Raw genomic sequence first — 21,779 nt, 5'->3', positions numbered from 1 at the left:
ACATGGGTCGCAAATGGGCAATCGGCGTGCAGCGAGCCCCGGAAGTGGCATCCCGCTGGTCAAAGGACAGGCAGCGTGCGGCCGGCGGCAGAACAAAAACGCCGCTCTGGCTGGAGCCAGGCGGCGTTACAGTTTTAAAGCAGCGGCAGGGATGCGCTGCCTTGAAATCTTCAGGCGACGAAACCGAGGCGCGCCGCGTTCATGGCGCCGGTCTGGCCGGGCATGGTGTTGGCAAGGCGCTGGCGCTCGAGAGCGGTGGTCAGGTTCATTTCGCGGCGGGCGAAGAGGCGTGCAAAAAGCTTCATGATCATCTCCATTTGTTGCTCAGACGGGTCGCCTTCGCTTGATGGAGTGGGGCAGCTCGTTTGCTGGCGCTGATATAGGCTTGTGTAAGCAAAAACTAAATCGCAAATGCGAAGCGCTTGATATGAAATGCGACACCGATTGCGATAAATTTGGGCAAGATGCCCGAAATTTACCATTGTTTACAATGAACTAATTAGAAACAGAAGCTGCTATGCGGCTTTCTCATATGCGTCATGCGCGAGCGACATGACTCCGAAACTCATTTGAATACAAATAAAATAGAGAAGGCCTGCCGGGCGGGTTGCGCGGCAGGCCTTCAGCACATGGTACACACGATCTACTTTGCTCCAGCCCATGATCCGACGCCATTGCGAGTACCGGTCTTGGTGTCGGAAGCTTCAGGCCAGCCGATATCCTTCTGCAGTTCGATCGGCAGGGAGCGGATGGCGCGTTCGGTCTGGTAGCGGGCACGGGCCGCGCTGAATTCGGTCGCGATGCGACCAAGAGACGACAGGATAGACATTTCACTCTCCTTTGGCGGCTGGCGGGTGCCAGACAGCGAGTTGGTTACGTCGGGTCTGTTTCAACTTCATTTCGTGCCGAATGCAGGTCTGTGTCGTGGTGGTCATGGCCGCTCATGGCAGCTACCTGCTTCGATGGAGTTGACTATCTTCTCAATCTGATGTTCAATCAAACGAAATGGAATGATGTTTTGCATCAGAAAAATTGAAGGTCGGTTCCCATGAACGCCCCGCTCAATCATCCACTGCCATTGCTCGATCTCGACGTTTTGCGCACTTTCGTGGCGATTGCCGAGACCGGCAGCTTCACCACTGCCGCCAATGCGGTCTTCCGCACGCCGTCGGCCGTTTCCATGCAGATCAAGAAGCTGGAGGATATCCTTGGCCGCTCGGTGTTCGCGCGCGATGCCCGCTCGGTGTCGCTGACCAGGGACGGTGAAATGCTGCTCGGCTATGCCCGCCGGCTGCTGTCGATCAACCGCGAGGTGGTGTCGAAGTTCATCATTCCCGAGATTGTCGGTGTGGTGCGGCTCGGTTCGCCGGACGACTACGGCGAGCGTGTGCTGCCGCATGTGCTGAAGCGCTTCGCGCAGTCGCATCCGTCGATCGCCGTCGACGTCACCATCGACCAGAGCAGCAATCTGCGCCGGCGCATGGACGACCGCGCGCTCGACATCACGCTGCTCACCAATTCCTACAAGACCAGCGCGCTCGGCGCCGAAGTGCTGCTCACAGAGCCGATCGTCTGGGCCGGCGCCAAGGGCGGCTGCGCGCATCTGCGTGAGCCCTTGCCGGTATCGCTGTGGGAAGAGGGCTGCGCCTGGCGCGCCGGAGCGCTTGACGCGCTTGGCCGCGAGGGCCGCAACTACCGCATCGCCTATATGAGCGCGCACACGGCCGGCCAGCGCGCCGCGATCATGTCCGATCTCGCAGTGGCGCCACTGCCGAAGTCGTTCCTCGGCAACGACATGGTCGAACTCTGCCCGAAGGACGGCATGCCCGACATCGGCACCTACAATCTGGCGATGGTGGTGGCACCGGATGCCAGCGCGCCGGTGAAGGCCGTTGCCGACCACATCCGCGCGACCTTCGAAGTGTTCCGGGAAACCGGCAAGTTCTGATCCGCCAGCAGCGCCGGGTCCAAGGAGAAAAGCGCTATTGCGCCGCCTCGGCGGAGGGCGCCTCGAACCTTGTTTCCGTATCTTGCCTGACCGGCAAGCGGCTCTCGCTGAGAAACGCGACGATGTGTTGGCGGGCGCGGCGTGCTTCCGGCATATCGATCAACGGCCAGACGTGGAACATGCCTTCCTCATAGACGACATCGACTTCGATGCCGGCGGCACGCGCTTTCTCGGCGAAGATAAGATTGTCGGGACTGAGCAGGTCGTGCGAGCCGGTCAGGAGCAGCGTTTTCGGCAGCACCGACAGATCGCCATAGACCGGGCTGATATGCCAGTCGCTGCGGTCGATGCCGGCGCTGTACATCCGGATCGCTTCCAAGCCGCCGGGAATGCCGAGCCACGGGTCGTTGCGTTCGGCCTCGAACAGCTTTGGATTGGAGAGCGACATATCGAGGCCCGGTGAAATCAGCACATGCCGCGACGGCGGCGGCAAGCCCTTTTCGGCAGCCATCATGGTCAGCACCACGGCCATATTGCCGCCGGCGGAATCGCCCATGAAGACGATGTCTTCGGCCTCCGTCTCGTCGAGCATCTGACGGTAGACGTCGCCGACCATGCCGAACATGGCATGGAAGTCATGTTCGGGGGCGATGGGATAGATCGGTACCGTGATGCCGTAGCCCAGCCGATCGGCCATGTCGGCAATCAGATGCCAATGATAGGGCGTGATTTCAAAGACATAGGCGCCGCCGTGCAGATACAAAATCCGCTTCTGCGCGCCGGCCCTGGGGGCGATTTCATAGACGGGGAAGCCATCGACCGTATGCATCCCGATGTCGAGACGCTGATGCAATGAGGCAGGCGGCTGGTGGTTCTCGGTCTTGCGCGCGGCAACGATCCAGCGCTGCAGGTTCTCCGGGCTGGCAAACGCCTGCTTGCGGCTGTGCCTGAGGACAAACGACACCACGTGGCTTTTCAAACTTGGCATACACGGATACACGAACTTCGGCTAAAGCCGACTAAGAGAACCCCGCTATCTCCGAAGATCGTGCCGTGGCGGAAAATGTCAAGATTTGCGCTGTGTCTACACGGTGGTGTGATCCGCGCCGCAGTGGTCAGCGGCGCGGCAGAAGTGCGGCACGCAGCCGGTTGCCGGTGGTCGCCGGGGACATGCGATATCCCCGGCGCATGCCAAGCAATTTGCATTTGTCGGCGAAGGTCATCAGCGCGGCGTACCCAGAAGCAGCGAGGTAAGCCCGGCTTGCGGATCGTTCGGTGGCGATGCCGGCCAACCAATGTCCTTCTGGACATGCGCCGGCAGGCTGTTCAGCGCTCGGATCGCCTTGTTCCTGGCGTGGGTCTGCCTGATGGTCACACCGAAGCGACCGAGATTTCCGAACATCGACATTTTCATCTCCCTTGAAGAACGGCAGCGGCCGAGGATTATCTTCGGCCGCCGTTCGATGCCCGGGTAAATGCACCTGCCATGTATCGGATGGATTTCGCGAAAACAGTGTTTCGGTTTCCGGATCTGGCGATCCGGAAACATTTGCATACAAATGAGTTTGGAAGGCGGCGGTCTGGGCGCGTCCGCTTATTCCCGCCCGCGCCGCCGCCCCTCGTGGCCTTCGCGCGAGCGCCGGCGCGGCGCGGCGTCGCCGGCAACGCCATCCTCGCTGACCGTCTTGCGCGGCGGCAGTTTCACCGCCGCGGACAGTTTCGGGAACGGGTCGACCTTGTTGGGCAGCGCCATGGCGTAAACGAAATGCTCCTGGAATTTCGGTTCCAGCGCCGTCTCGATCTTCTCGATCTTGCTGACCGTGTCCTCGATCTCGCGGCGATAGCCGCGATTGAGCAGCGCCATGCGGGCACCGGCGCCGGCGGCGTTGCCGACCGCCGAAACCTTGTCGAGGTCGCAGTCCGGGATCAGGCCCAGCACCATGGCGTATTTCGGATCGATGAAGGAGCCGAAGGCGCCGGCGAAATGGATGCGGTCGACATGGTCGGTGTTCTGCTTTTCCATCAGCAGCTTGGTGCCGGCATAAAGCGCCGCCTTGGCGAGCTGAATGGCGCGGACGTCGGTCTGGGTGATGGTGATCTTCGGCCCATCTTCCTTCAATACGGCGGAGCCTTCCTTCAGCACGTAGGAGAAGGTGCGGCCGTTGGCGGTGACACGCGGCGAGCGGGCCGAAAGTCCCCCGTCGATAACGCCGTCCTCGGAAATGATGCCGGCGAGATACATCTCGGCCACCACTTCGATGATGCCGGAGCCGCAGATGCCGGTGACGCCGGTCGCCTGGACGCTGTCGAGGAAGCCAGGCTCGTCGGACCACAGCTCCGAGCCGATGACGCGATACTTCGGCTCAAGCGTGTCGGGATCGATGCGCACGCGCTCGATGGCGCCGGGTGCTGCGCGCTGGCCGCCGGATATTTCAGCGCCCTCGAAGGCCGGGCCGGTCGGAGAAGAAGCAGCCACGACCCGCGCACGGTTGCCGAGCACGATCTCGGCATTGGTGCCGACATCGACGATCAGCATCATCTCGTCCTGGCGGTGCGGGCCTTCCGACAGCGTGACGGCCGCCGCATCGGCGCCGACGTGGCCGGCTATACAAGGCAGCATGTAGAGCCTGGCGCCCTGGTTTAGCTTCAGGCCGATATCGGATGCCTTGATGTGAACCGCACCCGAAACGGCCAGCGCGAAGGGAGCGCCGCCAAGCTCGGTCGGATCGATGCCGAGGAACAGATGGTGCATGATCGGATTGCCGACGAAGACGGAATCCAGGATGTCGTTGCGCTGCACATTGCCTTCGGCGCAGACCTTGTCGACCAGACCCGAGATCGCCTCACGCACGGCGACCGTCATGCCTTCGCGGCCGTCCGGGTTCATCATCACATAGGAGACACGGCTCATCAGATCCTCGCCGAAGCGGATCTGCGGGTTCGACGTGCCGGACGAAGCGGCGACGCGGCCAGACAGCAGCGACACCAGATGCATGGCGATGGTGGTCGAGCCGATGTCGCAGGCGAGGCCATAGGCTTCGTTCTTGAGGCCGGGCCACAGCGCCACGACACGCGCGGTCTCGCTGTCGGCATCCTTGTAGATGGCGGCGGTGGCGGTCCAGTTGCCCTTGCGCAGGATGCCTTGCACCTGCGGCAGCAGATAGAAATCGAAATCGAGGCTTTTCAGGCCCCAGTCGTGCATCAGCGCGATCTTCAGGCGGTCGAGGTCGCCAAGCGGCTTGTGCATGTCGGGTTCTTCGATCTCGACATAGCACATGCGGATCGCTGAATCGCGGGCGATCACCCTGGTATCGGCATCCTTGCGGATGGTCTGCGCGTTGATGACGGTGTCTTGCGGCACGTCAATGACGAGGTCGCCGAGGATCTGCGCCGAGCAGGAGAGGCGGCGCCGTTCGGGCAGGCCGCGGACGCGCTCATAGCGCTCTTCCTTGGCACCCTTGGGCGTGATGTGGTCGTTGGAGGAAACGATCTTGTGCTTGGCGAAATTGCCTTCCTGCACTTCGATCTGGCAGCGTCCGCAGGTGGCGCGTCCGCCGCAGACGCTTTCGACATAGACGCCGAGCTGGCGCGCGGCATCGAGCACGGGCGTGCCGACAGGAAACCGCCCGCGCTTGCCCGACGGCATGAACAGCACGAGCGGGTCGGTGATGTTTGCAGGTGAATTCACGATTGCGCGCTTATCCTCGACCCATACGGGCTTCACGGCCACCACGACGGCGGCCACCGTTGTTGGCGCCTTCGCCCGGCGCATTGACTTGCGTAGGGGCAGCTACCGCCTGGCCGCCTTCGGCCGGCTTGTAGTCCTTGTAGGTCCTGATCCAGTTGGTGCAGTTCTCGTCGGTGCCGTTCAGCACGTTGGCGCCACGCACGGCTTCCATTTCCTGCGGACGCACCGGGTTCATGATGGCTGATGTCATGCCGGCACCGATCACCATCGGGATGAAGGCGGCGTTGATGCCGTGGCGATGCGGCAGGCCGAAGGAGATGTTGGACAGGCCGCAGGTGGTGTTGACCTTGAGCTCTTCACGCAGGCGGCGCAGCAGCGCGAACACCTGGCGGCCGGCATCGCCCAGCGCGCCGATCGGCATGACCAACGGGTCGACGACAACGTCATGCGCCGGAATGCCGAAATCGGCGCAGCGCTGCACGATCTTCTTGGCGACGGCGAACCGAACATCCGGATCCATCGAAATGCCGGTCTCGTCGTTGGAGATGGCGACGACGGGCACATTGTATTTCTTGATCAGCGGCAGGATGGCTTCGAGCTTTTCTTCCTCGCCGGTGACGGAGTTGACCAGCGGGCGGCCCTTGGCGACCTTGAGCGCGGCTTCGATCGCGGCGGTGACCGACGAGTCGATCGACAGCGGCAGGTCGACCAGCCCTTGCACGATCTCCAGCGTCTGCACCAAAAGGCCAGGTTCGGTCTCGTTCGGGTTGACCGAGGTGACACCGGCATTGACGTCGAGCATGGTGGCGCCACAGGCTGCCTGCTCGAGCGCGTCCCTGATGACGGTCTCGAAATTGCCCGCGATCATCTCGGCGGCCAGCTTCTTGCGGCCTGTCGGATTGATGCGTTCACCAATCACGCAGAACGGCTGGTCGAAGCCGATGATGATTTCTCGGGTCGCCGAGGCGACGATGGTACGGGTCATGAATTCTTCTCCGCCATGATATAAAGATTTCTTTATATCGTTGTTTGTTTTCGTTCAAGCGAATGGGGGCCTTCCGCGCCGTCAGTGCGCGGTCTTCACCATGTCCACCTGCGTTTCGGTAATGTCGTCGTGCAATATGCTTTCGAGCCGGTCGGCAACCATCTGGTCGTCACGACGGATCTCGCGTTTCCATGGCTGGCGGCCCTTCAGCACGCCCGATTCATCGACGATCTCGGCGACGTATTCCTCCTGCCGGTAGGCCATCACATGGACGCCGGAAACGCCTGATATTTCCTTCACCTCGTTGATGATGTCGATGCAGAGCTGCTTGCCTTCCTTCTTCTGGTCCTGGGCGCCTTCCAGCCGCTTGATGACCGAATCGGGGATATGGATGCCCGGCACGTTGGAGCGGATCCACTTGGCCGTCTTGGCCGAGGCGAGCGGGCCGACGCCAACCAGGATGAAGCATTTTTCGGTGTAACCGAGATCGCGCACCTTCTGCATGTAGGTGCGAAACATCGGCACGTCGAAGCAATACTGGCTCTGCACGAATTGAGCGCCGGCTGCGATCTTCTTGCCCAGCCGATGCGGGCGGAAGTCGATCGGCGGCGCGAACGGATTGATCGCAGCACCCAGGAACAGCTGCGGCGGCGTCGTCAGCTTGCGGCCGGACAGAAACTTGCCGTTGTCGCGCATGATGCGGCAGGTCTCGAGCAATGACATGCAGTCGAGGTCGAACACCGGCTTGGCGCCGGGCTGGTCGCCGGCCTGCACGCCGTCGCCGGTGAGGCACAGCATGTTGGCGACGCCCATCGCGGCACCGCCCAGCACGTCGCCCTGGATGGCGATGCGGTTCTTGTCGCGGCAGGCGATCTGCATGATCGGCGCGTAGCCCATGCGGGTGAGCAGTGCGCAGATGCCGACCGAAGACATGTGGCAGTTGGCGCCCGACGCATCGACGGCGTTGATGGCGTCGACCCAGCCGTCGAAGATTTTTGCGCGATTATAGACGTCCTCCGGATCGGCGCTGTCGGGCGGATTGAGCTCCGTCGTCACCGCGAACTCGCCGCGCCGAAGCACGCGCTCCAGTCGGCCGCGCGAGGTGTGGCCGGGCAGGGGCTCGAGCGGCAGGTGGATGCCAGCCGGGTTCTCGTCGCGCTGGCGTCCGATCATGCCGATGCCCCGGTGTTCGCCGCGCCATTCTTGGCGGCAGCGGCGGCTTCGCGCGCGGCGGCGGCCTGCGCGGTCACCCGCAGCCAGGCCGAGGTTTCGCGCAGAGACTGGTCGACCGGCTTCTGTACCGTCAGGATCTTGTCGCCGTGAACCATGTTCTGCGAGCCTTCCCAAGCCTTGACCCAGACGCAGGGCATGTCGGGCTCGACCTCGCAATTGCCGTTGGCGCGGACGCCGCCGCAAGGGCCGTTGCGCAGCTGCTTGGGGCAGTTCATCGGGCACGACATGCCGGTTGACGACAATATGCACTGGCCGCACATGCGGCAGTCGAACATGAAGCCCTTGACGCGCTTCTCGACGAATTTGATCGGCCCTTCGACGCGGCCGTAGCCAATGCCCTTCCACAGGGGATGGAGGAGCAGGAACATGTCGGCGAATTTGGCGTAGAACCATTCGAGCAATCGCGAATGCCTGATCGACCACAGCCGAACCGCGAAGGAACGCTGCACGCGCCGCTGCGGCGACACGTCGGCCGGCTTGTAGTCGGATTTCGGCGCTGCCTTCTTGACCAAAGTGGCCTGGGTAACCGCCGGGGTGGTGTCAGACATTTTCTTTGCCGCCCGCCTTGACCAGAGCGACCAGCCGCTCGCGGTCGTATTTGGTGTCGATGTCGTTGAACGCCTTCTCGACCTCGGCTTCGAGGTCGTCGCCGACCGGAATGGGATCGGCCTTGCGCCATTCGGCCAGATAATCGTCGGTGCCGCCGGCGCCGGTGCGCATGGCGCACATGTCGATCGCCTCGGTGAAGCGCAGCGGCAGTTCGCGCTTGGCATTCTGCCGACCCTTCTTGACGATGATCTGGGCAGGGATGTCGCGCCAGTAGACGACGATCAGATCGGCCATGAATTCTCACTCCCGTAGAGCGCCCTGTGTCCACTTGGACGCACAAAGGACGCTCTACCACTTCAATCTGCTGCGTCGAGCTTTCCGAAGATCGATTCCGATTTTCGGGCCGATGCAGTGTCGGAGCATTGCCGGAAGCGCGGTGGGGCCGCTTGTTATGGGACGACGCGCGCGCATTCAAAAGCGACGCATTTGGATGTCGTAAAATGAAAGGTGGGTTTATTCGTTTGCGGCGCGAGCCGGCGGCAGGTTCGACGCGTCGGAAAAGCCGGCGCGCGGCATGCGGATCCGGGAGAAGGAGGCGCTACCAGATGCCGGTTCTGAGGCCAGTCCAGAGGTAGAACCAGATCGTTGGGTGATACCATTGTTGCGACGGCAGGCCCGGGTCGATGGTGGTAAGTTTTCCGGCCAGCGCGTCGCTGACTGCCTCGACGCAGATGTCGCGCGAGAACGCGGCCTGACGAAGCGCGTAACTGGAGATGGTGTCGCCGCGTTTCGGCCGCCCGTGCACCTGTTTCAGCACGCCGCCCGTGTCGACGCCGGCATCGACCAGATGCACGGTGGTGCCGAAATTCTGCGGATCGCCTGAAGTCAGCGCCCAGTAGCCGCCATTCATGCCGCGGTATTTCGGCGTGATGCCGGCGTGATAGTTGAGCACCGGGCACGGCATCCGGGCCAACATGTCCTTCGACAACAGTCTGCAGCCGTTAAGCAGGACAACGCCAGGCCGGATCTTCTCGATTGCCTCGAGGCACTCCGGCCCATTGGCGGAAGCAACATGGATGATTTCCTGGCCTCGCCGCGGCTCGACCTCGAGCCTCTCCTCAGCAATCAGCCGCGCGGCATGGCCGGCAAGGAGCCGCTTGCCAAGCCTGCTCAGCACCATCGTGCCGAGGTGGCCGATGGCGGAGATCCAGCCTTGGCGGCGAGCGCGACCAATCAGCAATTCCTTTTTGGATTCAGGCGTTTCGAGAATAACGCTGACAGGGCCGACGCGGTCGGCGATCGCATTGACGATCGCCCAGACATGCTGGCCTCCTCCGGTGACGACCACGATCCGCGTACTGGATTCCGATGCTGCCATGGATCTTGCCCCCTCCAAGCAACCCGTTCTCGACAATGGGCGGGATGCTAGGGCGTTCGGGTTAATCCTTGGTGATCAGCTCTTCGATACACGGTCAGCGTTTGAACTCGATGATGTCGAGCTTCGATTCATAGTAGGGCGCCGGGAATTCGATGCGCCATTCCTTGGCGTTGTTGCGGAAGGCATAGCCGATCTGGTCGGTTTGCGGACCACTGCCATAGGGCTTTGCCGGATCGCTGTTGACATAGAAGGAGCCGAGATAGATCGCACGTTTCTCGCCATCGTCGAAGAAGCGCCCCTTGGTGCGCTGCGAGCCGCTGATCTTTTCCAGCCGCCAGCCCGAACCGTCGTCGATCACCTTGCACTTGAACCAGCCATAGATGACGAGCGGCAAAGATCCGCCGGCCTTGATGGTGCGGCACTGCCAGTTGCCGGTCAGATCCTTGTCGGAGAAGGCCACCAGCGGCTTCGCCAGCAAGGCGTCGAGTTGTCTAACCTCGGCGGGGTCGCCCGCTTTCGCCTCGGCGAGCGCCGCCTTGCGGGTCTCGCCATATTTGTCAAGTCGCGCCTTGTCGGCGGCGGTGATGAGTTTCTGTATCTCGCCATCGGCAAGGGCGGGAAGAGTGCAGCAGAGCAAGCCGACAAGGGCGAACAGCGGGCGATGGGTCATAGGAAGCCTCCGGTTGAAGTCTGGCGCAGCGCCGGCTGGTGCATAACTTATCGGGTCGTTGGCGCCTGTCATCCGTGCTTAACAGCGTCACGGTCAAAAATCATGGTGTGACGAATGCGAATCTTGCTCACGGGATCGTCGGGTTGGCTGGGCAGCGCGCTGACGCCGCGGCTGCGCGCGCTTGGGCACGATGTCACCGGGCTCGATCCGGTGCCATCGGCGGAAACGCGGATGATCGGCTCGATCGCCGACCGCGACCTTGTCATGCGGACGGTCAGGGACAACCAGATCGACGCGATCATCCACAGCGGCGCGCTGCACAAGCCCAACATAGAGAGCCGCGCCAACAGCGATTTCGTCGCCACCAATGTGCAAGGCACGCTGAACCTGCTCGACGCGGCGGTGGCGGCCGGCGTGCAGCGCTTCATTTTCACCTCGACGACCTCGCTGATGATTTCGCAAGCGATACGCGACGGGTTAAGCGGTGGCGCGCGCAAGGCGGCATGGCTGACGGAGGCAATGTCGGCCGAGCCACGCAACATCTATGGCGTCACCAAGCTTTCGGCCGAGCATCTCTGCCGCCTCTATCACGTCCAGCACGGGCTGCCGGTGGTGGTGCTGCGCACGGCGCGCTTCTTTCCGAAGCCGACGACATGGCGCATGGGATCGAGCAGTCGGATGCCAACACCAAGGCCAATGAGCTGTTGTTTCGCCGGTTGACGGTGGAGGACGCGGCCGATGCCCACATCCTTGCCCTGGAAAAGGCGCCACAGCTCGGCTTTGATATTTTCATCGTATCGGCGCCAACGCCATTTCGACCGGAAGACTGCACTGAGCTAATCGCCGATGCGCCATCCGTCGTCGCGCGCTATTTTCCGGATTTTCCGGCCCTTTACGCGCGAAAAGGCTGGACGATGTTTTCCTCCATCGACCGGGTCTACGACGCGTCGCGGGCGAGGGACAGGCTGGGTTTCGTCTGCAAGACGAGCTTTGCCGATGTGCTAACGGAACTGCGGGCGGCCTAGCCGGTGACGGCGGCGGCCTGCGCCATTCCGGCCGTCAGGTCGCCATAGCCGGTGGCGCGGCGTTCGTAAACGAGACCGAGCATCTTTGCGGCCTTTTCGGCGACCTTGTCGAGATCGGGATCATCGGTCTGGGCGAGATAGATCAGCTTCTCGTAGTTGCCGAAATAGTCCTTGATCAACTCGGGGTGCTTGTCGAGGCCGAGAGGCTTCATGAAGAAGGCGTCGAACTGCCGGCACAGGAAGTCGGTCATGTAGAAGGACATCATGTCGTCGTCGGCGATCTTCGCGTAGGCATCCATGCCTTGATAGAAGGCGAAGCAATGCGGGCCGGCCATGCGCTCGACGCCGTGCTTCTCGCAGATGCGGTCGAGCAGGCCGCCGGTGCCGCAATCGGCATAGCCGACGAAGATGTTGGTGTAGCCTTCCGCCCTGGCCTTTTCGATCGCCTTGTCCATGGCCGGGGCGATGCGGTCCGGATAGAAATGGAATTCCGCAGGCAGGCAGGTCAGGTCGAGGTGATCCAGTCCGAGCTGTTCCTTGACGGCCAGAACTTCGCGCGCAATCATCCCACAGGCGATAACGAGCAGCCTGTCGTCTTGATTCGGTTTCGTTTTTTGCGTCTTGGCCATGGAACCAGTCGAGCGGCCTTCGTTGTTGTGGCGCTAATTTATCTGTTGAGGGAGACACCGTTCATGAAGCTGCTACGCATCACGCCGATTGCCATCCTGGCTTGCGCCTTGACCCTTGCGGCTTGCGCGAACACCGTCCGTGGCGTCGGCAAGGACGTCAAATCGACGGCCAAGGCAGTCGAGGACACCGTTACCAAGCCCTGATCCACGCACAGCCTTCCTCATCATCTGGGGACAAAAAAGCCGCGCTGCAAGGCGCGGCTTTTTTCATGGGGCATTTCGGGGCCGGCCGGCTCAGGCCGAAGCGCGAACGTTGTGCTTGCGCTTCATGTAATCCTTGGCGGTCTCGACCGCCACCGCCGCGTCGCGGCAATAGGCATCGGCGCCGACGGCCTTGCCGAATTCCTCGTTCAGCGGCGCGCCGCCGACCAGCACGACATAGTCGTCGCGGATGCCCTTTTCCTTCATCGTATCGATGACGACCTTCATATAGGGCATGGTCGTGGTCAGCAGTGCCGACATGCCGATGATGTCGGGCTGGTGCTGCTCGATGGCATCGAGATATTTCTCGACCGCATTGTTGATGCCGAGGTCGATGACGTCGAAGCCCGCGCCCTCCATCATCATGCCGACGAGGTTCTTGCCGATGTCGTGGATGTCGCCCTTGACGGTGCCGATGACCATCTTGCCCTGCTTGGGCGCGCCGGTGGCGGCGAGCAGCGGACGCAGGATGAACATGCCGGCCTTCATCGCATTGGCCGACAGCAGCACTTCCGGCACGAACAGGATGCCGTCGCGAAAATCCTCGCCGACGATGCGCATACCCTCGACCAGCGCCTCGGTGAGCACCTTGTAAGGCACCCAGCCGCGCTCGAGCAGGATGTTGGTGCCTTCCTCGATCTCTTCCTTCAGCCCGTCATAGAGATCGTCGTGCATCTGCTGCACCAACTCGTCGTCGGAAAGTTCGGAAAGGATGATCTCGTCGTCGGACATTTGTATCGAGCTCCTGCCGGCATCGCGACCATGTCGCAAAGCACAAAATATTCACGGTCATTCCTAACCCGCTAGGGGCATGTATCCATAGCTGATTTGCGACTTCCCGCAAAAGGAAAGCGACCGCAACTCTCTAGGAATTCTTGTCGATTTTGCGACAGGCGTTGGCGCTGGCGGGCCGTTTCGAATAGGGTGCATGGCTACGATCTGGCAAGAAGCGGCGAGAGGCAGCCGCTATGGATTCCAGACAAGAACAGATTCAGGGAAGAATCACCATGAGCGAACACGCGGCAGTCGATCAGGAAGCGTCAAACGCGCGACGTGGGCGCGGCGCCAGCGGCGGAGCCGCTGCCCGGCGGGCAGCACGTTCGGGCGGTGGCCCGGGCACGCAGCTCACCTATATCAAGCGCAAGATCAACGTCTATGAGGTGCTGGACGAGGAAGGCCTGGCGCTGATCGAGAAGAACACCGACACGGTGCTCGAGGAGATCGGCATCATCTTCCGTGATGACGCGGAAGCGCTGCAGCTGTGGAAAGAGGCCGGCGCCGACGTCAAGGGCGAGCGCGTGCACTTTCCGAAGGGGCTTTGCCGTTCGCTGCTCAAGACCGCGCCGTCCGTCTACACCCAGCATGCCCGCAATTCCGAGCGCTCGGTGCAGATCGGCGGCAATGCCACGGTCTTCGCGCCGGTCTACGGTCCGCCCTTCGTGCGTGACCTCGATGGTGTCAGGCGTTACGCGACGATCGAGGATTTCCGGAATTTCGTGAAGCTCGCCTATATGGCGCCGTCGATCCACCATTCGGGCGGCACTGTGTGCGAGCCGGTCGACGTGCCGGTCAACAAGCGCCATCTCGACATGATCTACAGCCACATCAAATATTCCGACAAGCCGTTCATGGGCTCGGTGACCGCGCCGGAGCGTGCCGAAGACACTGTCGCCATGGCCAAGATCGTGTTCGGCGACGATTTCGTCGAGAACAACACGGTGCTGACCAGCCTGATCAACGCCAACTCGCCGATGGTGTTCGACGAGACCATGCTCGGCGCGCTGAAAGTCTATGCGCGCCACAACCAGGCCTGCATCGTCACGCCGTTCATCCTTGCCGGCGCGATGAGCCCGGTGACGGTGGCCGGCACGCTGACGCAGGTTCTGGCCGAGGTGCTGGCCGGCGCTTCGTTCACGCAGCTGATCCGGCCGGGCGCGCCGGTGCTGTTCGGCACCTTCGCCTCGTCCATCTCCATGCAGTCGGGCGCGCCGACCTTCGGCACACCGGAGCCGTCGCTGGTTTCCTATGGCGCGGCACAGCTGGCGCGCCGTCTCGGCCTGCCGTTCCGTACCGGCGGCTCGCTCTGCGCGTCCAAGGTCCCGGATGCTCAGGCGGCCTATGAAAGCGCCAACACGCTGAACTCGACCATCCTGGCCGGCACCAATTTCGTGCTGCATTCGGCCGGCTGGCTCGAGGGCGGGCTGGCGTCCTGCTACGAAAAATTCATGATGGACATCGACCAGCTCGGCATGACGCAGAAATTCTCCGAGGGGGTCGATCTATCGGAAAACGGCCAGGCGATGGATGCCATACGCCAGGTCGGTCCGGGCAGCCACTATCTCGGCTGCGACCACACCCAGGCGAATTTCCAGACCGCTTTCTACCGCTCCAACATCGCCGACAACAATTCCTACGAGCAGTGGCTGGCCGAAGGCGAGAAGACCGCGCCGCAGCGCGCCAACGAGCTTGCCCGCCGCTGGCTGGAGAGCTACGAGGCGCCGCATCTCGATCCGAGCATCGACGAGGCCTTGAAGGACTTCATCGCCAGGAAGAAGGGGTCGATGCCCGACGCCTTCACTTGAAAGGAGCCCGAGTCAGGCGGGGCTAAAGTCGCCAGCATCATCCACAAGGAAGTCTGGCGGAGCGCGTTCTCCGATCCGGTCAAGAAGGAATGATTGCGCCTGCCTGCAGCGTTGACCGCATCTCTGCGGCGCTTCTCGCCAACGGCCTTGTCCTTCGCGGCGGTTTCAATTTCGCGCCCGGCGAAGCGTCGCCAACTGGATCATCGGGCGCGCCGGCCAGAGCCGTCCTGCTGGTGGGGCAGGGGGGTGCCGCGCCCTGGCCGCATTTCCTGCGCTGGCGGGAAAAGCAACCACGGAGCATCGCCAATCCGCTCGACACGTGGTCGCGCGAAGTGATCGGTGCCGTGGCGGAGGCATTCGGGGCGCGGGCCGTTTCGCCATCGGACAAGCCCTATCTGCCGTTCCAGCAATGGGCGATGCGGGCGGAGGGGCTGAGGCCGTCACCGCTCGGCATCCTCATGCATCCGCGATACGGGCTGTGGCACGCCTATCGCGGTGCACTGCTGTTCGAGGACACGCTTCCGGTTCGCGCCGCCGAGGCAGCGCCTCACCTTTGCGATACCTGTGTCGAGAAACCATGCCTGAAATCTTGCCCAGTCTACGCCTATTCCGCGCAAGGATTTGCCTATCAGGGCTGTCTTGCGCATGTGCGGGGAACGGACGGCGAACCGTGCCGCAGCGGCGGCTGCCTCGATCGAAACGCCTGTCCCTATGGCACAACCTATCGCTATCCGCCGGAGGTCCAGGCGTTTCACATGGCGGCATTCGCGGGACTGTAAACCGACACGCAATCCTGCACGAAATGTTGACCGCCGGGTTCAGGGAACGCCTTGCCGTATCGGTTCGGCCGGATATGTATCGCGCATCTGACGAACGGAGCCGGGCGATGACGAAACAACAGCTTCACATCGAGACCAGGGATGGCGTTGCCAAGGCGGGGCTTTTCCGCTCGGCAAAGGCATCTTCGACCAAGGCCGGCGTCATTCTTTATCAGGACGCTTTCGGTCCGCGGCCGGCGCTCGACAGCATGGCCGAGCGGCTGGCGAATGAAGGTTATACGGTGCTGGTGCCGGACCTGTTCTACCGCAATGCGCCTTACCGGCCGTTCGACGCCAAGACCGCCTTCGTCGAGGAAAAGACCAAGGCGGCGCTGACGGCGCTGGTCAGCGGCACGACGCAGGAGATGACCATCAGCGACAGCGATGCTTTCCTCGACGCTCTCGCTGCCGAGGGCGTCACCGGACCGGTCGGCACGGTCGGTTATTGCATGGGTGGCGGCCGGGCATTGAATGCCGCCGCGACCTATCCAGACAGGATAAAGGCAGCCGCGAGTTTCCATGGCGGCAATTTGGCCAGCGACGCCGCCGACAGCCCGCACCGCAAGGCAGCGTCCATCCAGGCGCGCGTTTATGTCGGCACTTCCGGTGTCGACAGAAGTTTTCCGCCGGAACAATCGGCGCGGCTGGCCGAGGCGCTCAGAGTTGCGGAAGTCGACCACGTCATCGAAAACTATGTCGGTGTGGCGCATGGCTGGTGCGTGCCAGACCACAGCGTTTTCAATGCCGCGGGCGCCGAGCGCCACTGGAAGCGATTGACGACGCTTTTCGCCGAGACACTGATCTGAGGTCAGGACTCGTTTGCCAGGCCAGAGGATGACTCGTGGCGATACACATCGCGCTGAAGAAGGCGTGCGCACCCGTTCGCACGGTGAGATTGCTGGGTGCTTGCGGGGAATGAGTGATGCTGTCGCTGCTGCGGCGGCAAAATGACTTTCACTTTGCCACCGCCGGACAGGCAGCGCCTATGCGCCTGCCTTGCGATAGGCTGCGACGACAAGCCAAATGGCGGAAAGCAGAAAGTAGAACGCGCCGAACCCAGCATAGGGGGCGATGTCTAGAATCGTCGGCGCAACAGTGCCGAGGGATAGGCTGATCATGAAGCCGCCGGCGAGGGCCGATTGCGCACCACTCAGGATCATCGCCCATTGCGCGCCATAGTAGCGCCAACGCCTTAGTCCCGTATTCAGCTGCAGCAGGCCCGAGAGGATCGCCCAAACCCCGAACACGGCCAGAACGGCATACATGCCGTTGCGGATCGCCACGATGACGGCGAGCGCCGTTATCAGGCTGACCACGACATTCAATGCTTGAGACGAGTTGGCTTTCAGGCCGCCATTTACCCTGACGTCAACCAGGTTGGCGAACGCGTCCCATGCCGGGTAGATCACGAGCAGAAACGCGGCGGGACCGGGTCGCCCGCTGAAGAGAATGGCGGCAGCAATCCAGGCGATAGAGAATATAGCGCGTCCGAAATAATAGGATCGCAACCAGTTGGGCCGGGTCGAAGATTGGCTTTGCATTGGCAGGCTCCTTGTTGTTGTCTACCTACCAGTAGGGAGGCATCTTCCCATGAGTCAACCCGGCGCTCGGACACCTCTTCGTGAGAAGCAGGAGCGATGCACATACTTGACAATCTTCCTACCAGAAGGTAGGCGAAGGTATGGAATCAAAGACTTCGACGTCCGAAAAAATTCTCGACATCGCGCAGTCGCTCATCGTCGCAGGCGGCTATAACGGGTTCAGCTATGCCGATATCTCGGCTGCGATCGGCATCAGGAAGGCGAGCATCCACCATCACTTTCCGACGAAGGCCGAACTGGTCTCGGTGCTGGTGGATCGCTACAAGCGGCAGGCTGAATCCGGTTTGGAATCTGTCCGGAAGCAGTTCTCAAGCCCTGCAGAACAACTGCGATCCTATCTGAACTACTGGCAGACATGCATTCGCGATGCCTCGCCGTCATTTTGCGTCTGCGCGATGCTCGCTGGCGAGATGCAGATGCTGCCGGAAGAGGTCGCATCGCGCATTCGTGCTCATTTCCATAACCTGGCGAGATGGCTTACGTCGGTGCTGCGGGCTGGAGTGGAGCAGGGCTTGTTCCGGTTGAACAACCGGCCGGAGGAGGAGGCCCAAATGTTGATGGCATCGGTTCATGGGGCCATGCTCTCTGCGAGGGCTTTCAGCGATCCCGGGCTGTTCACCAAAATCGTTACGCCCCAGATCACCAAACTGCTGGGACAGGATTGCTAGAGAACTGTCAGGCCAAAGTGGTCAACTGCTCAGGTCGAAAGCCGACGTCCGGTCTTCGCTTGGTTCCTGTCCCCCAAACCTCTCCGCGGCTATTCTTGCCTGTTGGCTGCCGTCCCGTTCGCGGTATCAGGCAGCACAAATGGCGCGGCCCCGGATGAGCGGGTCGAGCGGGAACGAATAGCCTGATGCAATTCTATGATGTCGTGATCATCGGCGCGGGTGCCGCCGGAATGATGTGCGCCGTGGAGGCGGCCAAGCGTGGCCGTTCGGTGTTGATCCTCGATCACGCGGCGATGCCGGGCGAAAAGATCCGCATCTCGGGCGGTGGCCGGTGCAACTTCACCAACATCCACGCCAGCCCGAAGAATTTTCTCTCAGGCAATCCGCATTTCTGCATTTCGGCGCTCAGCCGTTACACGCAGCGCGATTTCATCGCGCTCGTCCAACGCAATCGCATCGCCTACCACGAGAAGGCGCTGGGGCAATTGTTCTGCGACGGCTCCGCCCGCCAGGTCATCGACATGCTGGTCTCGGAAATGCAGGGCAGGGGCGTGGAGCTGGCCCTGTTGACCAGCGTTGCGGATGTCCGCAAAACGGCCGAGGGGTTTGTGCTCACCCTCTCCACCGGCACGGTCACTTGCCAGTCCGTTGTTGTGGCCTGCGGCGGCAAGTCGATCCCCAAGATGGGGGCGACCGGTTTCGGCTATGAGCTTGCCGAACGGTTCGGCCTAGCCATTGTCGAAACGCGGCCGGCGCTGGTGCCGCTGACATTCGACGCCAACACGCTCGAACGGCTGGCGCCCCTGGCCGGCAACGCCGTCGACGCGGAAGTCGCTTGCGGCAAGACGCGGTTTTCCGAAGCGATGCTGTTCACGCATCGCGGCGTCAGCGGACCGTCCATCCTGCAAATCTCGTCCTATTGGCGCGAGGGCGATGAAATCCGCATCGCCATGCTGCCGGGGGTGGATGTGGCGGACCTCATTCGTGCCGCCAAGCGCGGCAATGGACGGCAGGCGGTGCAGACGGTGCTGGCAAATCATCTGCCGAAGCGGCTTGCCCAATCGATCACTGAACGAACCGGGATCGAGAGCAACCTCGCCGATCTTTCCGATGCCCAGATCAAGACCGTCGCCGCCGCGATCAATGACTGGCGTATCAAGCCGGCCGGTTCAGAGGGCTACCGCACCGCCGAAGTGACGCTGGGCGGGGTCGACACCAACGGACTGGACCAGAAGACGATGCAGGCCAGATCCGTGCCGGGCCTGTTCTTCATAGGCGAAGTCGTCGATGTCACAGGTTGGCTGGGTGGCTATAATTTCCAGTGGGCATGGTCGTCGGGATGGGTGGCGGGCCAGGCTGCCTAGGACCCGTTACTTCTGCGCCTTCGCCCGAGCACCCGCCGGCGCTTTCTTCTTCTTTTTGGCCCGGTTGTAGTCGATGGCGGCCCGGACAAGGTCTTTCAGGGCGCCCTCATCGAGCTTGTCGCCCTCAAGGATATCGATTGCCCGCCACACCTTGCCGCCAAAACCGTTGTTGAACAGCTTGTCGGGATCGGGCAGGCTGGCGCCATGGAAAAAGGTGAGCTTCACCTTGTCCTTGTGGGCATTGCCGACGACGATGTTCCCGTCCAGGCACCATACCGGGCTGCCCATCCACTTCCACTCCTCGACGATGTCCGGGTCGGCTGCAAGAATGGTCTTGCGGATGCCGGTGAGCGTCTCGGCGCGCCAGTCCTTGAGGCCGGCGATCAGCTGGTCGATCTGTTCGGATGGGTTCATTGGGTGCCTTCCTGTGCCTCGACGCGTTCAACCGCCGTCCTTTACCAGCGCGCCAGCTGGGTGATCTGAACGAGGTTGCCGCAGCTGTCGTTCAGCTGAGCGATGGTCGAGCCGGTTACCTCGGTCGGCGGCATGGTGAACGCGCCGCCCTTGGCCTTGATGCGCTCGTAGTCGCCCTTGACGTCGTCGGTGAAGAACATAACCGCGGGCTGCCCCTGCTTGAAGATGGCTTCCTGATAAGCCTTGGCCGCCGGGTTGTCGTTGAGGGCGAGCTGCAGCTCGGTCCCGTCAGGCTCTTCGGCCGAGGTCACGGTCAGCCAGCGATAGGGTCCATTGCTGAAATCGGCCTTCTTGGTGAAGCCGAGCACGTCGGTATAGAAGCGCAGTGCGTTCTCCTGGTTGTCCACGTGCACACTGGTCAGCTTGATCTTCATGGCTATTTCTCCTCTGTCGTATTCGGTCGCTACGGGACCCAGCCGGGCAGGGCGGCGGCCTGCTTCACCCAGTCCGCCATCCGCGCCTCGTCGAACTGGTCGTCTTCGCGGATGTCGATCCAGCGCACATCCTTGCTCTTCGCCGTGCCGCCGGGTGGGATCGGCCGCAACGACATGCCGCTGAAGAAGGTCACCTTCACGTAGTGGGTGAAGACATGAAACGTCACGAACCAGCCTTGGCCTTCGATGCCGTAGAACGGCGAATTCCATCTCACGGCCTTGCGCACGTCAGGCACGCTGCGCTGGATGAGCGCGTCGAGGCGCTCGCCGAGATCGCGCTTCCAGCCTGGCATTGCGGCGATGTATGCCTGCACGGGGGCGTCGCCGTCGCCCTTGGCGATTTGCGGGTTGCCGCCCGAGAGCAGCACCGGTGCAGCCTTGGCCTTGATGGATTGTCCCAGCGTCTTGGCCATTCTGCCCACACCTATCCGTCCGCGCGCTGCGCGTCGCGTCCCTTGGTGGCATAGGGCAGCACGAACATGTACAGGCCGCTGAACAGCAGCAGGACGAGCGGTAACAGCGGAGAGTAGACCACCCAGGCGGGAGGCTGCCCGAATGCCATGGTGACGAAGTTGGCGATGACGGTCAGCGTAAAGATGATCGACAGCCAGCGATGAATTTGCCGAATCCACTTGTCCAATGGCACCTCCTGTCAACGGGCCGAAGCGGACCCAGCGATCCGCTTGCCGGCGGCTTTCAATCCAGCCGCGCCAGGACATCCTCCAGGGCAGCGAGGAACCTCTGCCAGCCGACGGTGGCGCCGCGGAAGTAGGGCTGCTGGTCCGACCGGAAGCCCGTCTGCTCCATGCGCAGATGGGTCCCCGTGCTCGTAGCGGTGAGCGTCCAGGTGACCACGCTCTCGAGATCCTTGGTATCCCAGGTGTAGGATAGCGTCTTGTTGGGCTCGACCGTCTGGACCCGACAGTCGACGCCGCCCCAGTCGGCGCTGAGATTGAAACGGTGGTCCACGACTGGCTTGAAGTTGTTCTTCATCAGCCACTCCTCGATCAGATGCGGTTGGGTGAGGGCGCGCCAGATCTTCTCCGGCGGATAGGGGATATCACGTTCGACGATGACGGAGCGCGTTTCGGTCGCTGTGCTGGTCATTGGTCCATTCTTTTGAGCAAATTTTCGAGGTCGTCGAACCGGCTCTGCCAGAACGCGTTCATCTGGTTCGTCCAGTCGGTTAGTGGGGAAAGTGCTGCGAGCTGGGCGCTGTAATGGGTCTGCCGTCCTTCATGGCGATCGCGCACCAGTCCGGCCTGCCTGAGAAGACCGAGATGCTTCGACACCGCGGGCTGCGAGACCCCGGATTGAGCCGTCAACGCTCCCACCGTCTGTTCGCCCTCGCGGCACAAGCGCTCGAAGATCGCACGACGCGTCGGATCGGAGAGCGTTCTGAAGAGGACATCGTGAGCGTTCGTCATTTGGGATCGATAACCCGGCGGCTATTGGTTTAACGTATAACCACC

Annotated in this window: 29 protein-coding genes; 9 read left to right on the top strand and 20 right to left on the bottom strand. The window is 62.1% G+C overall.

The window, feature by feature from the left end:
* Positions 1-170 precede the first annotated feature (170 nt).
* Complete coding sequence (locus NKH19_RS13570; protein WP_013531161.1) at positions 171-305, bottom strand: hypothetical protein; 135 nt, start codon at positions 303-305, stop codon at positions 171-173.
* Positions 306-643: 338 nt separating this feature from the next.
* Positions 644-829 (bottom strand): hypothetical protein, encoded by a 186-nt coding sequence (locus NKH19_RS13565; RefSeq protein WP_032930657.1) that lies wholly within the window; start codon positions 827-829, stop codon positions 644-646.
* A gap of 219 nt (positions 830-1,048) precedes the next feature.
* Here NKH19_RS13565 and NKH19_RS13560 point away from each other — a divergent pair, with 219 nt between their 5' ends.
* A complete protein-coding gene (locus NKH19_RS13560; protein WP_352867476.1) occupies positions 1,049-1,948 on the top strand; it encodes a LysR substrate-binding domain-containing protein in 900 nt (299 codons plus the stop codon).
* Positions 1,949-1,982: 34 nt separating this feature from the next.
* On the opposite strand, the gene NKH19_RS13555 is transcribed toward NKH19_RS13560, so the two are convergent.
* From NKH19_RS13555 to NKH19_RS13515, 9 genes are all read right to left on the bottom strand, one after another.
* A complete protein-coding gene (locus tag NKH19_RS13555; protein ID WP_352867478.1) occupies positions 1,983-2,936 on the bottom strand; it encodes an alpha/beta hydrolase in 954 nt (317 codons plus the stop codon).
* A gap of 234 nt (positions 2,937-3,170) precedes the next feature.
* Positions 3,171-3,356 (bottom strand): hypothetical protein, encoded by a 186-nt coding sequence (locus NKH19_RS13550; RefSeq protein ID WP_352867481.1) that lies wholly within the window; start codon positions 3,354-3,356, stop codon positions 3,171-3,173.
* 186 nt (positions 3,357-3,542) lie between these two features.
* A complete protein-coding gene (locus NKH19_RS13545; protein ID WP_352867483.1) occupies positions 3,543-5,636 on the bottom strand; it encodes an ASKHA domain-containing protein in 2,094 nt (697 codons plus the stop codon).
* A 10-nt stretch (positions 5,637-5,646) separates the two neighbouring features.
* Positions 5,647-6,621, bottom strand: a complete 975-nt coding sequence (locus NKH19_RS13540) for a methyltetrahydrofolate cobalamin methyltransferase (protein WP_352867486.1) — start codon at positions 6,619-6,621, stop codon at positions 5,647-5,649.
* An 81-nt stretch (positions 6,622-6,702) separates the two neighbouring features.
* A complete protein-coding gene (locus NKH19_RS13535) occupies positions 6,703-7,794 on the bottom strand; it encodes a methylenetetrahydrofolate reductase (protein ID WP_352867487.1) in 1,092 nt (363 codons plus the stop codon).
* Complete coding sequence (locus tag NKH19_RS13530; RefSeq protein ID WP_352867490.1) at positions 7,791-8,402, bottom strand: methylenetetrahydrofolate reductase C-terminal domain-containing protein; 612 nt, start codon at positions 8,400-8,402, stop codon at positions 7,791-7,793. The genes NKH19_RS13535 and NKH19_RS13530 overlap by 4 nt, the downstream gene beginning before the upstream one ends.
* Positions 8,395-8,697, bottom strand: a complete 303-nt coding sequence (locus NKH19_RS13525) for a virulence factor (protein WP_027034742.1) — start codon at positions 8,695-8,697, stop codon at positions 8,395-8,397. Before NKH19_RS13525 ends, NKH19_RS13530 begins: the two co-directional genes overlap by 8 nt.
* A 304-nt stretch (positions 8,698-9,001) precedes the next feature.
* Positions 9,002-9,781 (bottom strand): formyl transferase, encoded by a 780-nt coding sequence (locus tag NKH19_RS13520; RefSeq protein ID WP_352867492.1) that lies wholly within the window; start codon positions 9,779-9,781, stop codon positions 9,002-9,004.
* A 94-nt stretch (positions 9,782-9,875) separates the two neighbouring features.
* The gene (locus tag NKH19_RS13515; protein WP_352867493.1) at positions 9,876-10,451 is read right to left on the bottom strand and encodes a DUF4893 domain-containing protein; all 576 of its coding nucleotides are present in this window, start codon (positions 10,449-10,451) and stop codon (positions 9,876-9,878) included.
* Between the two features lie 114 nt (positions 10,452-10,565).
* Here NKH19_RS13515 and NKH19_RS13510 point away from each other — a divergent pair, with 114 nt between their 5' ends.
* Positions 10,566-11,171, top strand: a complete 606-nt coding sequence (locus tag NKH19_RS13510; protein ID WP_352867495.1) for an NAD-dependent epimerase/dehydratase family protein — start codon at positions 10,566-10,568, stop codon at positions 11,169-11,171.
* Entirely contained in the window at positions 11,105-11,476 is a 372-nt protein-coding gene (locus NKH19_RS13505) for an NAD-dependent epimerase/dehydratase family protein (protein ID WP_352867497.1), read from the top strand. The genes NKH19_RS13510 and NKH19_RS13505 overlap by 67 nt, the downstream gene beginning before the upstream one ends.
* Here the strand turns inward: NKH19_RS13505 and NKH19_RS13500 are convergent.
* Complete coding sequence (locus tag NKH19_RS13500) at positions 11,473-12,105, bottom strand: DUF1638 domain-containing protein (protein WP_352867499.1); 633 nt, start codon at positions 12,103-12,105, stop codon at positions 11,473-11,475. The genes NKH19_RS13505 and NKH19_RS13500 overlap by 4 nt on opposite strands.
* A 63-nt stretch (positions 12,106-12,168) precedes the next feature.
* On the opposite strand from NKH19_RS13500, the gene NKH19_RS33545 reads away from it, so the two are divergent.
* On the top strand, positions 12,169-12,309 hold the full coding sequence (locus NKH19_RS33545) for an EncA/B family entericidin (RefSeq protein WP_502910928.1): 141 nt from the start codon (positions 12,169-12,171) through the stop codon (positions 12,307-12,309).
* A 90-nt stretch (positions 12,310-12,399) separates the two neighbouring features.
* On the opposite strand, the gene NKH19_RS13490 is transcribed toward NKH19_RS33545, so the two are convergent.
* Entirely contained in the window at positions 12,400-13,098 is a 699-nt protein-coding gene (locus tag NKH19_RS13490) for a cobalamin B12-binding domain-containing protein (RefSeq protein ID WP_126069400.1), read from the bottom strand.
* Between the two features lie 275 nt (positions 13,099-13,373).
* On the opposite strand from NKH19_RS13490, the gene NKH19_RS13485 reads away from it, so the two are divergent.
* From NKH19_RS13485 to NKH19_RS13475, 3 genes are all read left to right on the top strand, one after another.
* Complete coding sequence (locus NKH19_RS13485; protein ID WP_352867503.1) at positions 13,374-14,948, top strand: trimethylamine methyltransferase family protein; 1,575 nt, start codon at positions 13,374-13,376, stop codon at positions 14,946-14,948.
* 89 nt (positions 14,949-15,037) lie between these two features.
* A complete protein-coding gene (locus tag NKH19_RS13480; RefSeq protein ID WP_352867505.1) occupies positions 15,038-15,727 on the top strand; it encodes a hypothetical protein in 690 nt (229 codons plus the stop codon).
* Between the two features lie 107 nt (positions 15,728-15,834).
* The gene (locus NKH19_RS13475; RefSeq protein WP_352867507.1) at positions 15,835-16,572 is read left to right on the top strand and encodes a dienelactone hydrolase family protein; all 738 of its coding nucleotides are present in this window, start codon (positions 15,835-15,837) and stop codon (positions 16,570-16,572) included.
* 177 nt (positions 16,573-16,749) lie between these two features.
* Here NKH19_RS13475 and NKH19_RS13470 read toward each other — a convergent pair whose 3' ends face one another.
* A complete protein-coding gene (locus NKH19_RS13470) occupies positions 16,750-17,307 on the bottom strand; it encodes a DUF308 domain-containing protein (protein WP_352867509.1) in 558 nt (185 codons plus the stop codon).
* Between the two features lie 140 nt (positions 17,308-17,447).
* Here NKH19_RS13470 and NKH19_RS13465 point away from each other — a divergent pair, with 140 nt between their 5' ends.
* Together NKH19_RS13465 and NKH19_RS13460 are read left to right on the top strand one after the other, a co-directional pair.
* On the top strand, positions 17,448-18,035 hold the full coding sequence (locus tag NKH19_RS13465) for a TetR/AcrR family transcriptional regulator (protein ID WP_352867510.1): 588 nt from the start codon (positions 17,448-17,450) through the stop codon (positions 18,033-18,035).
* Between the two features lie 185 nt (positions 18,036-18,220).
* Positions 18,221-19,399 carry a BaiN/RdsA family NAD(P)/FAD-dependent oxidoreductase gene (locus NKH19_RS13460; RefSeq protein ID WP_352982257.1) on the top strand — a complete coding sequence of 393 codons (1,179 nt, stop codon included), beginning with the start codon at positions 18,221-18,223 and terminating at the stop codon, positions 19,397-19,399.
* A gap of 6 nt (positions 19,400-19,405) precedes the next feature.
* Here the strand turns inward: NKH19_RS13460 and NKH19_RS13455 are convergent, their stop codons facing one another.
* Genes NKH19_RS13455 through NKH19_RS13430 form a run of 6 tightly spaced genes read right to left on the bottom strand, consistent with a single transcriptional unit; the run spans position 19,406 to position 21,734 of the window.
* Entirely contained in the window at positions 19,406-19,813 is a 408-nt protein-coding gene (locus tag NKH19_RS13455; RefSeq protein WP_352867514.1) for a DUF1801 domain-containing protein, read from the bottom strand.
* A gap of 41 nt (positions 19,814-19,854) precedes the next feature.
* Positions 19,855-20,247: a VOC family protein gene (locus NKH19_RS13450; protein ID WP_352867515.1), complete on the bottom strand. Its 393-nt coding sequence runs from the start codon at positions 20,245-20,247 to the stop codon at positions 19,855-19,857.
* Positions 20,248-20,276: 29 nt separating this feature from the next.
* Entirely contained in the window at positions 20,277-20,720 is a 444-nt protein-coding gene (locus NKH19_RS13445; protein ID WP_352867516.1) for a DUF1801 domain-containing protein, read from the bottom strand.
* An 11-nt stretch (positions 20,721-20,731) separates the two neighbouring features.
* The gene (locus NKH19_RS13440; protein ID WP_352867517.1) at positions 20,732-20,953 is read right to left on the bottom strand and encodes a hypothetical protein; all 222 of its coding nucleotides are present in this window, start codon (positions 20,951-20,953) and stop codon (positions 20,732-20,734) included.
* 50 nt (positions 20,954-21,003) lie between these two features.
* A complete protein-coding gene (locus NKH19_RS13435) occupies positions 21,004-21,414 on the bottom strand; it encodes an SRPBCC family protein (RefSeq protein WP_352867520.1) in 411 nt (136 codons plus the stop codon).
* Positions 21,411-21,734, bottom strand: coding sequence for an ArsR/SmtB family transcription factor (locus NKH19_RS13430; protein WP_023757734.1), 324 nt, complete (start codon positions 21,732-21,734; stop codon positions 21,411-21,413). The genes NKH19_RS13435 and NKH19_RS13430 overlap by 4 nt, the downstream gene beginning before the upstream one ends.
* Positions 21,735-21,779: the final 45 nt, after the last annotated feature.

The sequence above is a fragment of the Mesorhizobium sp. M1338 genome (assembly GCF_040318045.1).
In the GTDB taxonomy this organism is placed as follows: Bacteria; Pseudomonadota; Alphaproteobacteria; order Rhizobiales; family Rhizobiaceae; genus Mesorhizobium.
Note: the sequence above shows the minus strand (reverse complement) of the source record. Positions and strands in the feature narration are given on the sequence as shown.

What these genes read in the sequence shown, in the direction of transcription:
- NKH19_RS13570 (WP_013531161.1), bottom strand. Translation starts at nt 305, where the DNA reads ATGAAGCTTTTTGCACGCCTCTTCGCCCGCCGCGAAATGAACCTGACC.
- NKH19_RS13565 (WP_032930657.1), bottom strand. Translation starts at nt 829, where the DNA reads ATGTCTATCCTGTCGTCTCTTGGTCGCATCGCGACCGAATTCAGCGCG.
- NKH19_RS13560 (WP_352867476.1), top strand. Translation starts at nt 1,049, where the DNA reads ATGAACGCCCCGCTCAATCATCCACTGCCATTGCTCGATCTCGACGTT.
- NKH19_RS13555 (WP_352867478.1), bottom strand. Translation starts at nt 2,936, where the DNA reads ATGCCAAGTTTGAAAAGCCACGTGGTGTCGTTTGTCCTCAGGCACAGC.
- NKH19_RS13550 (WP_352867481.1), bottom strand. Translation starts at nt 3,356, where the DNA reads ATGTCGATGTTCGGAAATCTCGGTCGCTTCGGTGTGACCATCAGGCAG.
- NKH19_RS13540 (WP_352867486.1), bottom strand. Translation starts at nt 6,621, where the DNA reads ATGACCCGTACCATCGTCGCCTCGGCGACCCGAGAAATCATCATCGGC.
- NKH19_RS13535 (WP_352867487.1), bottom strand. Translation starts at nt 7,794, where the DNA reads ATGATCGGACGCCAGCGCGACGAGAACCCGGCTGGCATCCACCTGCCG.
- NKH19_RS13530 (WP_352867490.1), bottom strand. Translation starts at nt 8,402, where the DNA reads ATGTCTGACACCACCCCGGCGGTTACCCAGGCCACTTTGGTCAAGAAG.
- NKH19_RS13525 (WP_027034742.1), bottom strand. Translation starts at nt 8,697, where the DNA reads ATGGCCGATCTGATCGTCGTCTACTGGCGCGACATCCCTGCCCAGATC.
- NKH19_RS13520 (WP_352867492.1), bottom strand. Translation starts at nt 9,781, where the DNA reads ATGGCAGCATCGGAATCCAGTACGCGGATCGTGGTCGTCACCGGAGGA.
- NKH19_RS13515 (WP_352867493.1), bottom strand. Translation starts at nt 10,451, where the DNA reads ATGACCCATCGCCCGCTGTTCGCCCTTGTCGGCTTGCTCTGCTGCACT.
- NKH19_RS13510 (WP_352867495.1), top strand. Translation starts at nt 10,566, where the DNA reads ATGCGAATCTTGCTCACGGGATCGTCGGGTTGGCTGGGCAGCGCGCTG.
- NKH19_RS13505 (WP_352867497.1), top strand. Translation starts at nt 11,105, where the DNA reads ATGGCGCATGGGATCGAGCAGTCGGATGCCAACACCAAGGCCAATGAG.
- NKH19_RS13500 (WP_352867499.1), bottom strand. Translation starts at nt 12,105, where the DNA reads ATGGCCAAGACGCAAAAAACGAAACCGAATCAAGACGACAGGCTGCTC.
- NKH19_RS33545 (WP_502910928.1), top strand. Translation starts at nt 12,169, where the DNA reads ATGAAGCTGCTACGCATCACGCCGATTGCCATCCTGGCTTGCGCCTTG.
- NKH19_RS13490 (WP_126069400.1), bottom strand. Translation starts at nt 13,098, where the DNA reads ATGTCCGACGACGAGATCATCCTTTCCGAACTTTCCGACGACGAGTTG.
- NKH19_RS13485 (WP_352867503.1), top strand. Translation starts at nt 13,374, where the DNA reads ATGAGCGAACACGCGGCAGTCGATCAGGAAGCGTCAAACGCGCGACGT.
- NKH19_RS13480 (WP_352867505.1), top strand. Translation starts at nt 15,038, where the DNA reads ATGATTGCGCCTGCCTGCAGCGTTGACCGCATCTCTGCGGCGCTTCTC.
- NKH19_RS13475 (WP_352867507.1), top strand. Translation starts at nt 15,835, where the DNA reads ATGACGAAACAACAGCTTCACATCGAGACCAGGGATGGCGTTGCCAAG.
- NKH19_RS13470 (WP_352867509.1), bottom strand. Translation starts at nt 17,307, where the DNA reads ATGCAAAGCCAATCTTCGACCCGGCCCAACTGGTTGCGATCCTATTAT.
- NKH19_RS13465 (WP_352867510.1), top strand. Translation starts at nt 17,448, where the DNA reads ATGGAATCAAAGACTTCGACGTCCGAAAAAATTCTCGACATCGCGCAG.
- NKH19_RS13460 (WP_352982257.1), top strand. Translation starts at nt 18,221, where the DNA reads ATGCAATTCTATGATGTCGTGATCATCGGCGCGGGTGCCGCCGGAATG.
- NKH19_RS13455 (WP_352867514.1), bottom strand. Translation starts at nt 19,813, where the DNA reads ATGAACCCATCCGAACAGATCGACCAGCTGATCGCCGGCCTCAAGGAC.
- NKH19_RS13450 (WP_352867515.1), bottom strand. Translation starts at nt 20,247, where the DNA reads ATGAAGATCAAGCTGACCAGTGTGCACGTGGACAACCAGGAGAACGCA.
- NKH19_RS13445 (WP_352867516.1), bottom strand. Translation starts at nt 20,720, where the DNA reads ATGGCCAAGACGCTGGGACAATCCATCAAGGCCAAGGCTGCACCGGTG.
- NKH19_RS13435 (WP_352867520.1), bottom strand. Translation starts at nt 21,414, where the DNA reads ATGACCAGCACAGCGACCGAAACGCGCTCCGTCATCGTCGAACGTGAT.
- NKH19_RS13430 (WP_023757734.1), bottom strand. Translation starts at nt 21,734, where the DNA reads ATGACGAACGCTCACGATGTCCTCTTCAGAACGCTCTCCGATCCGACG.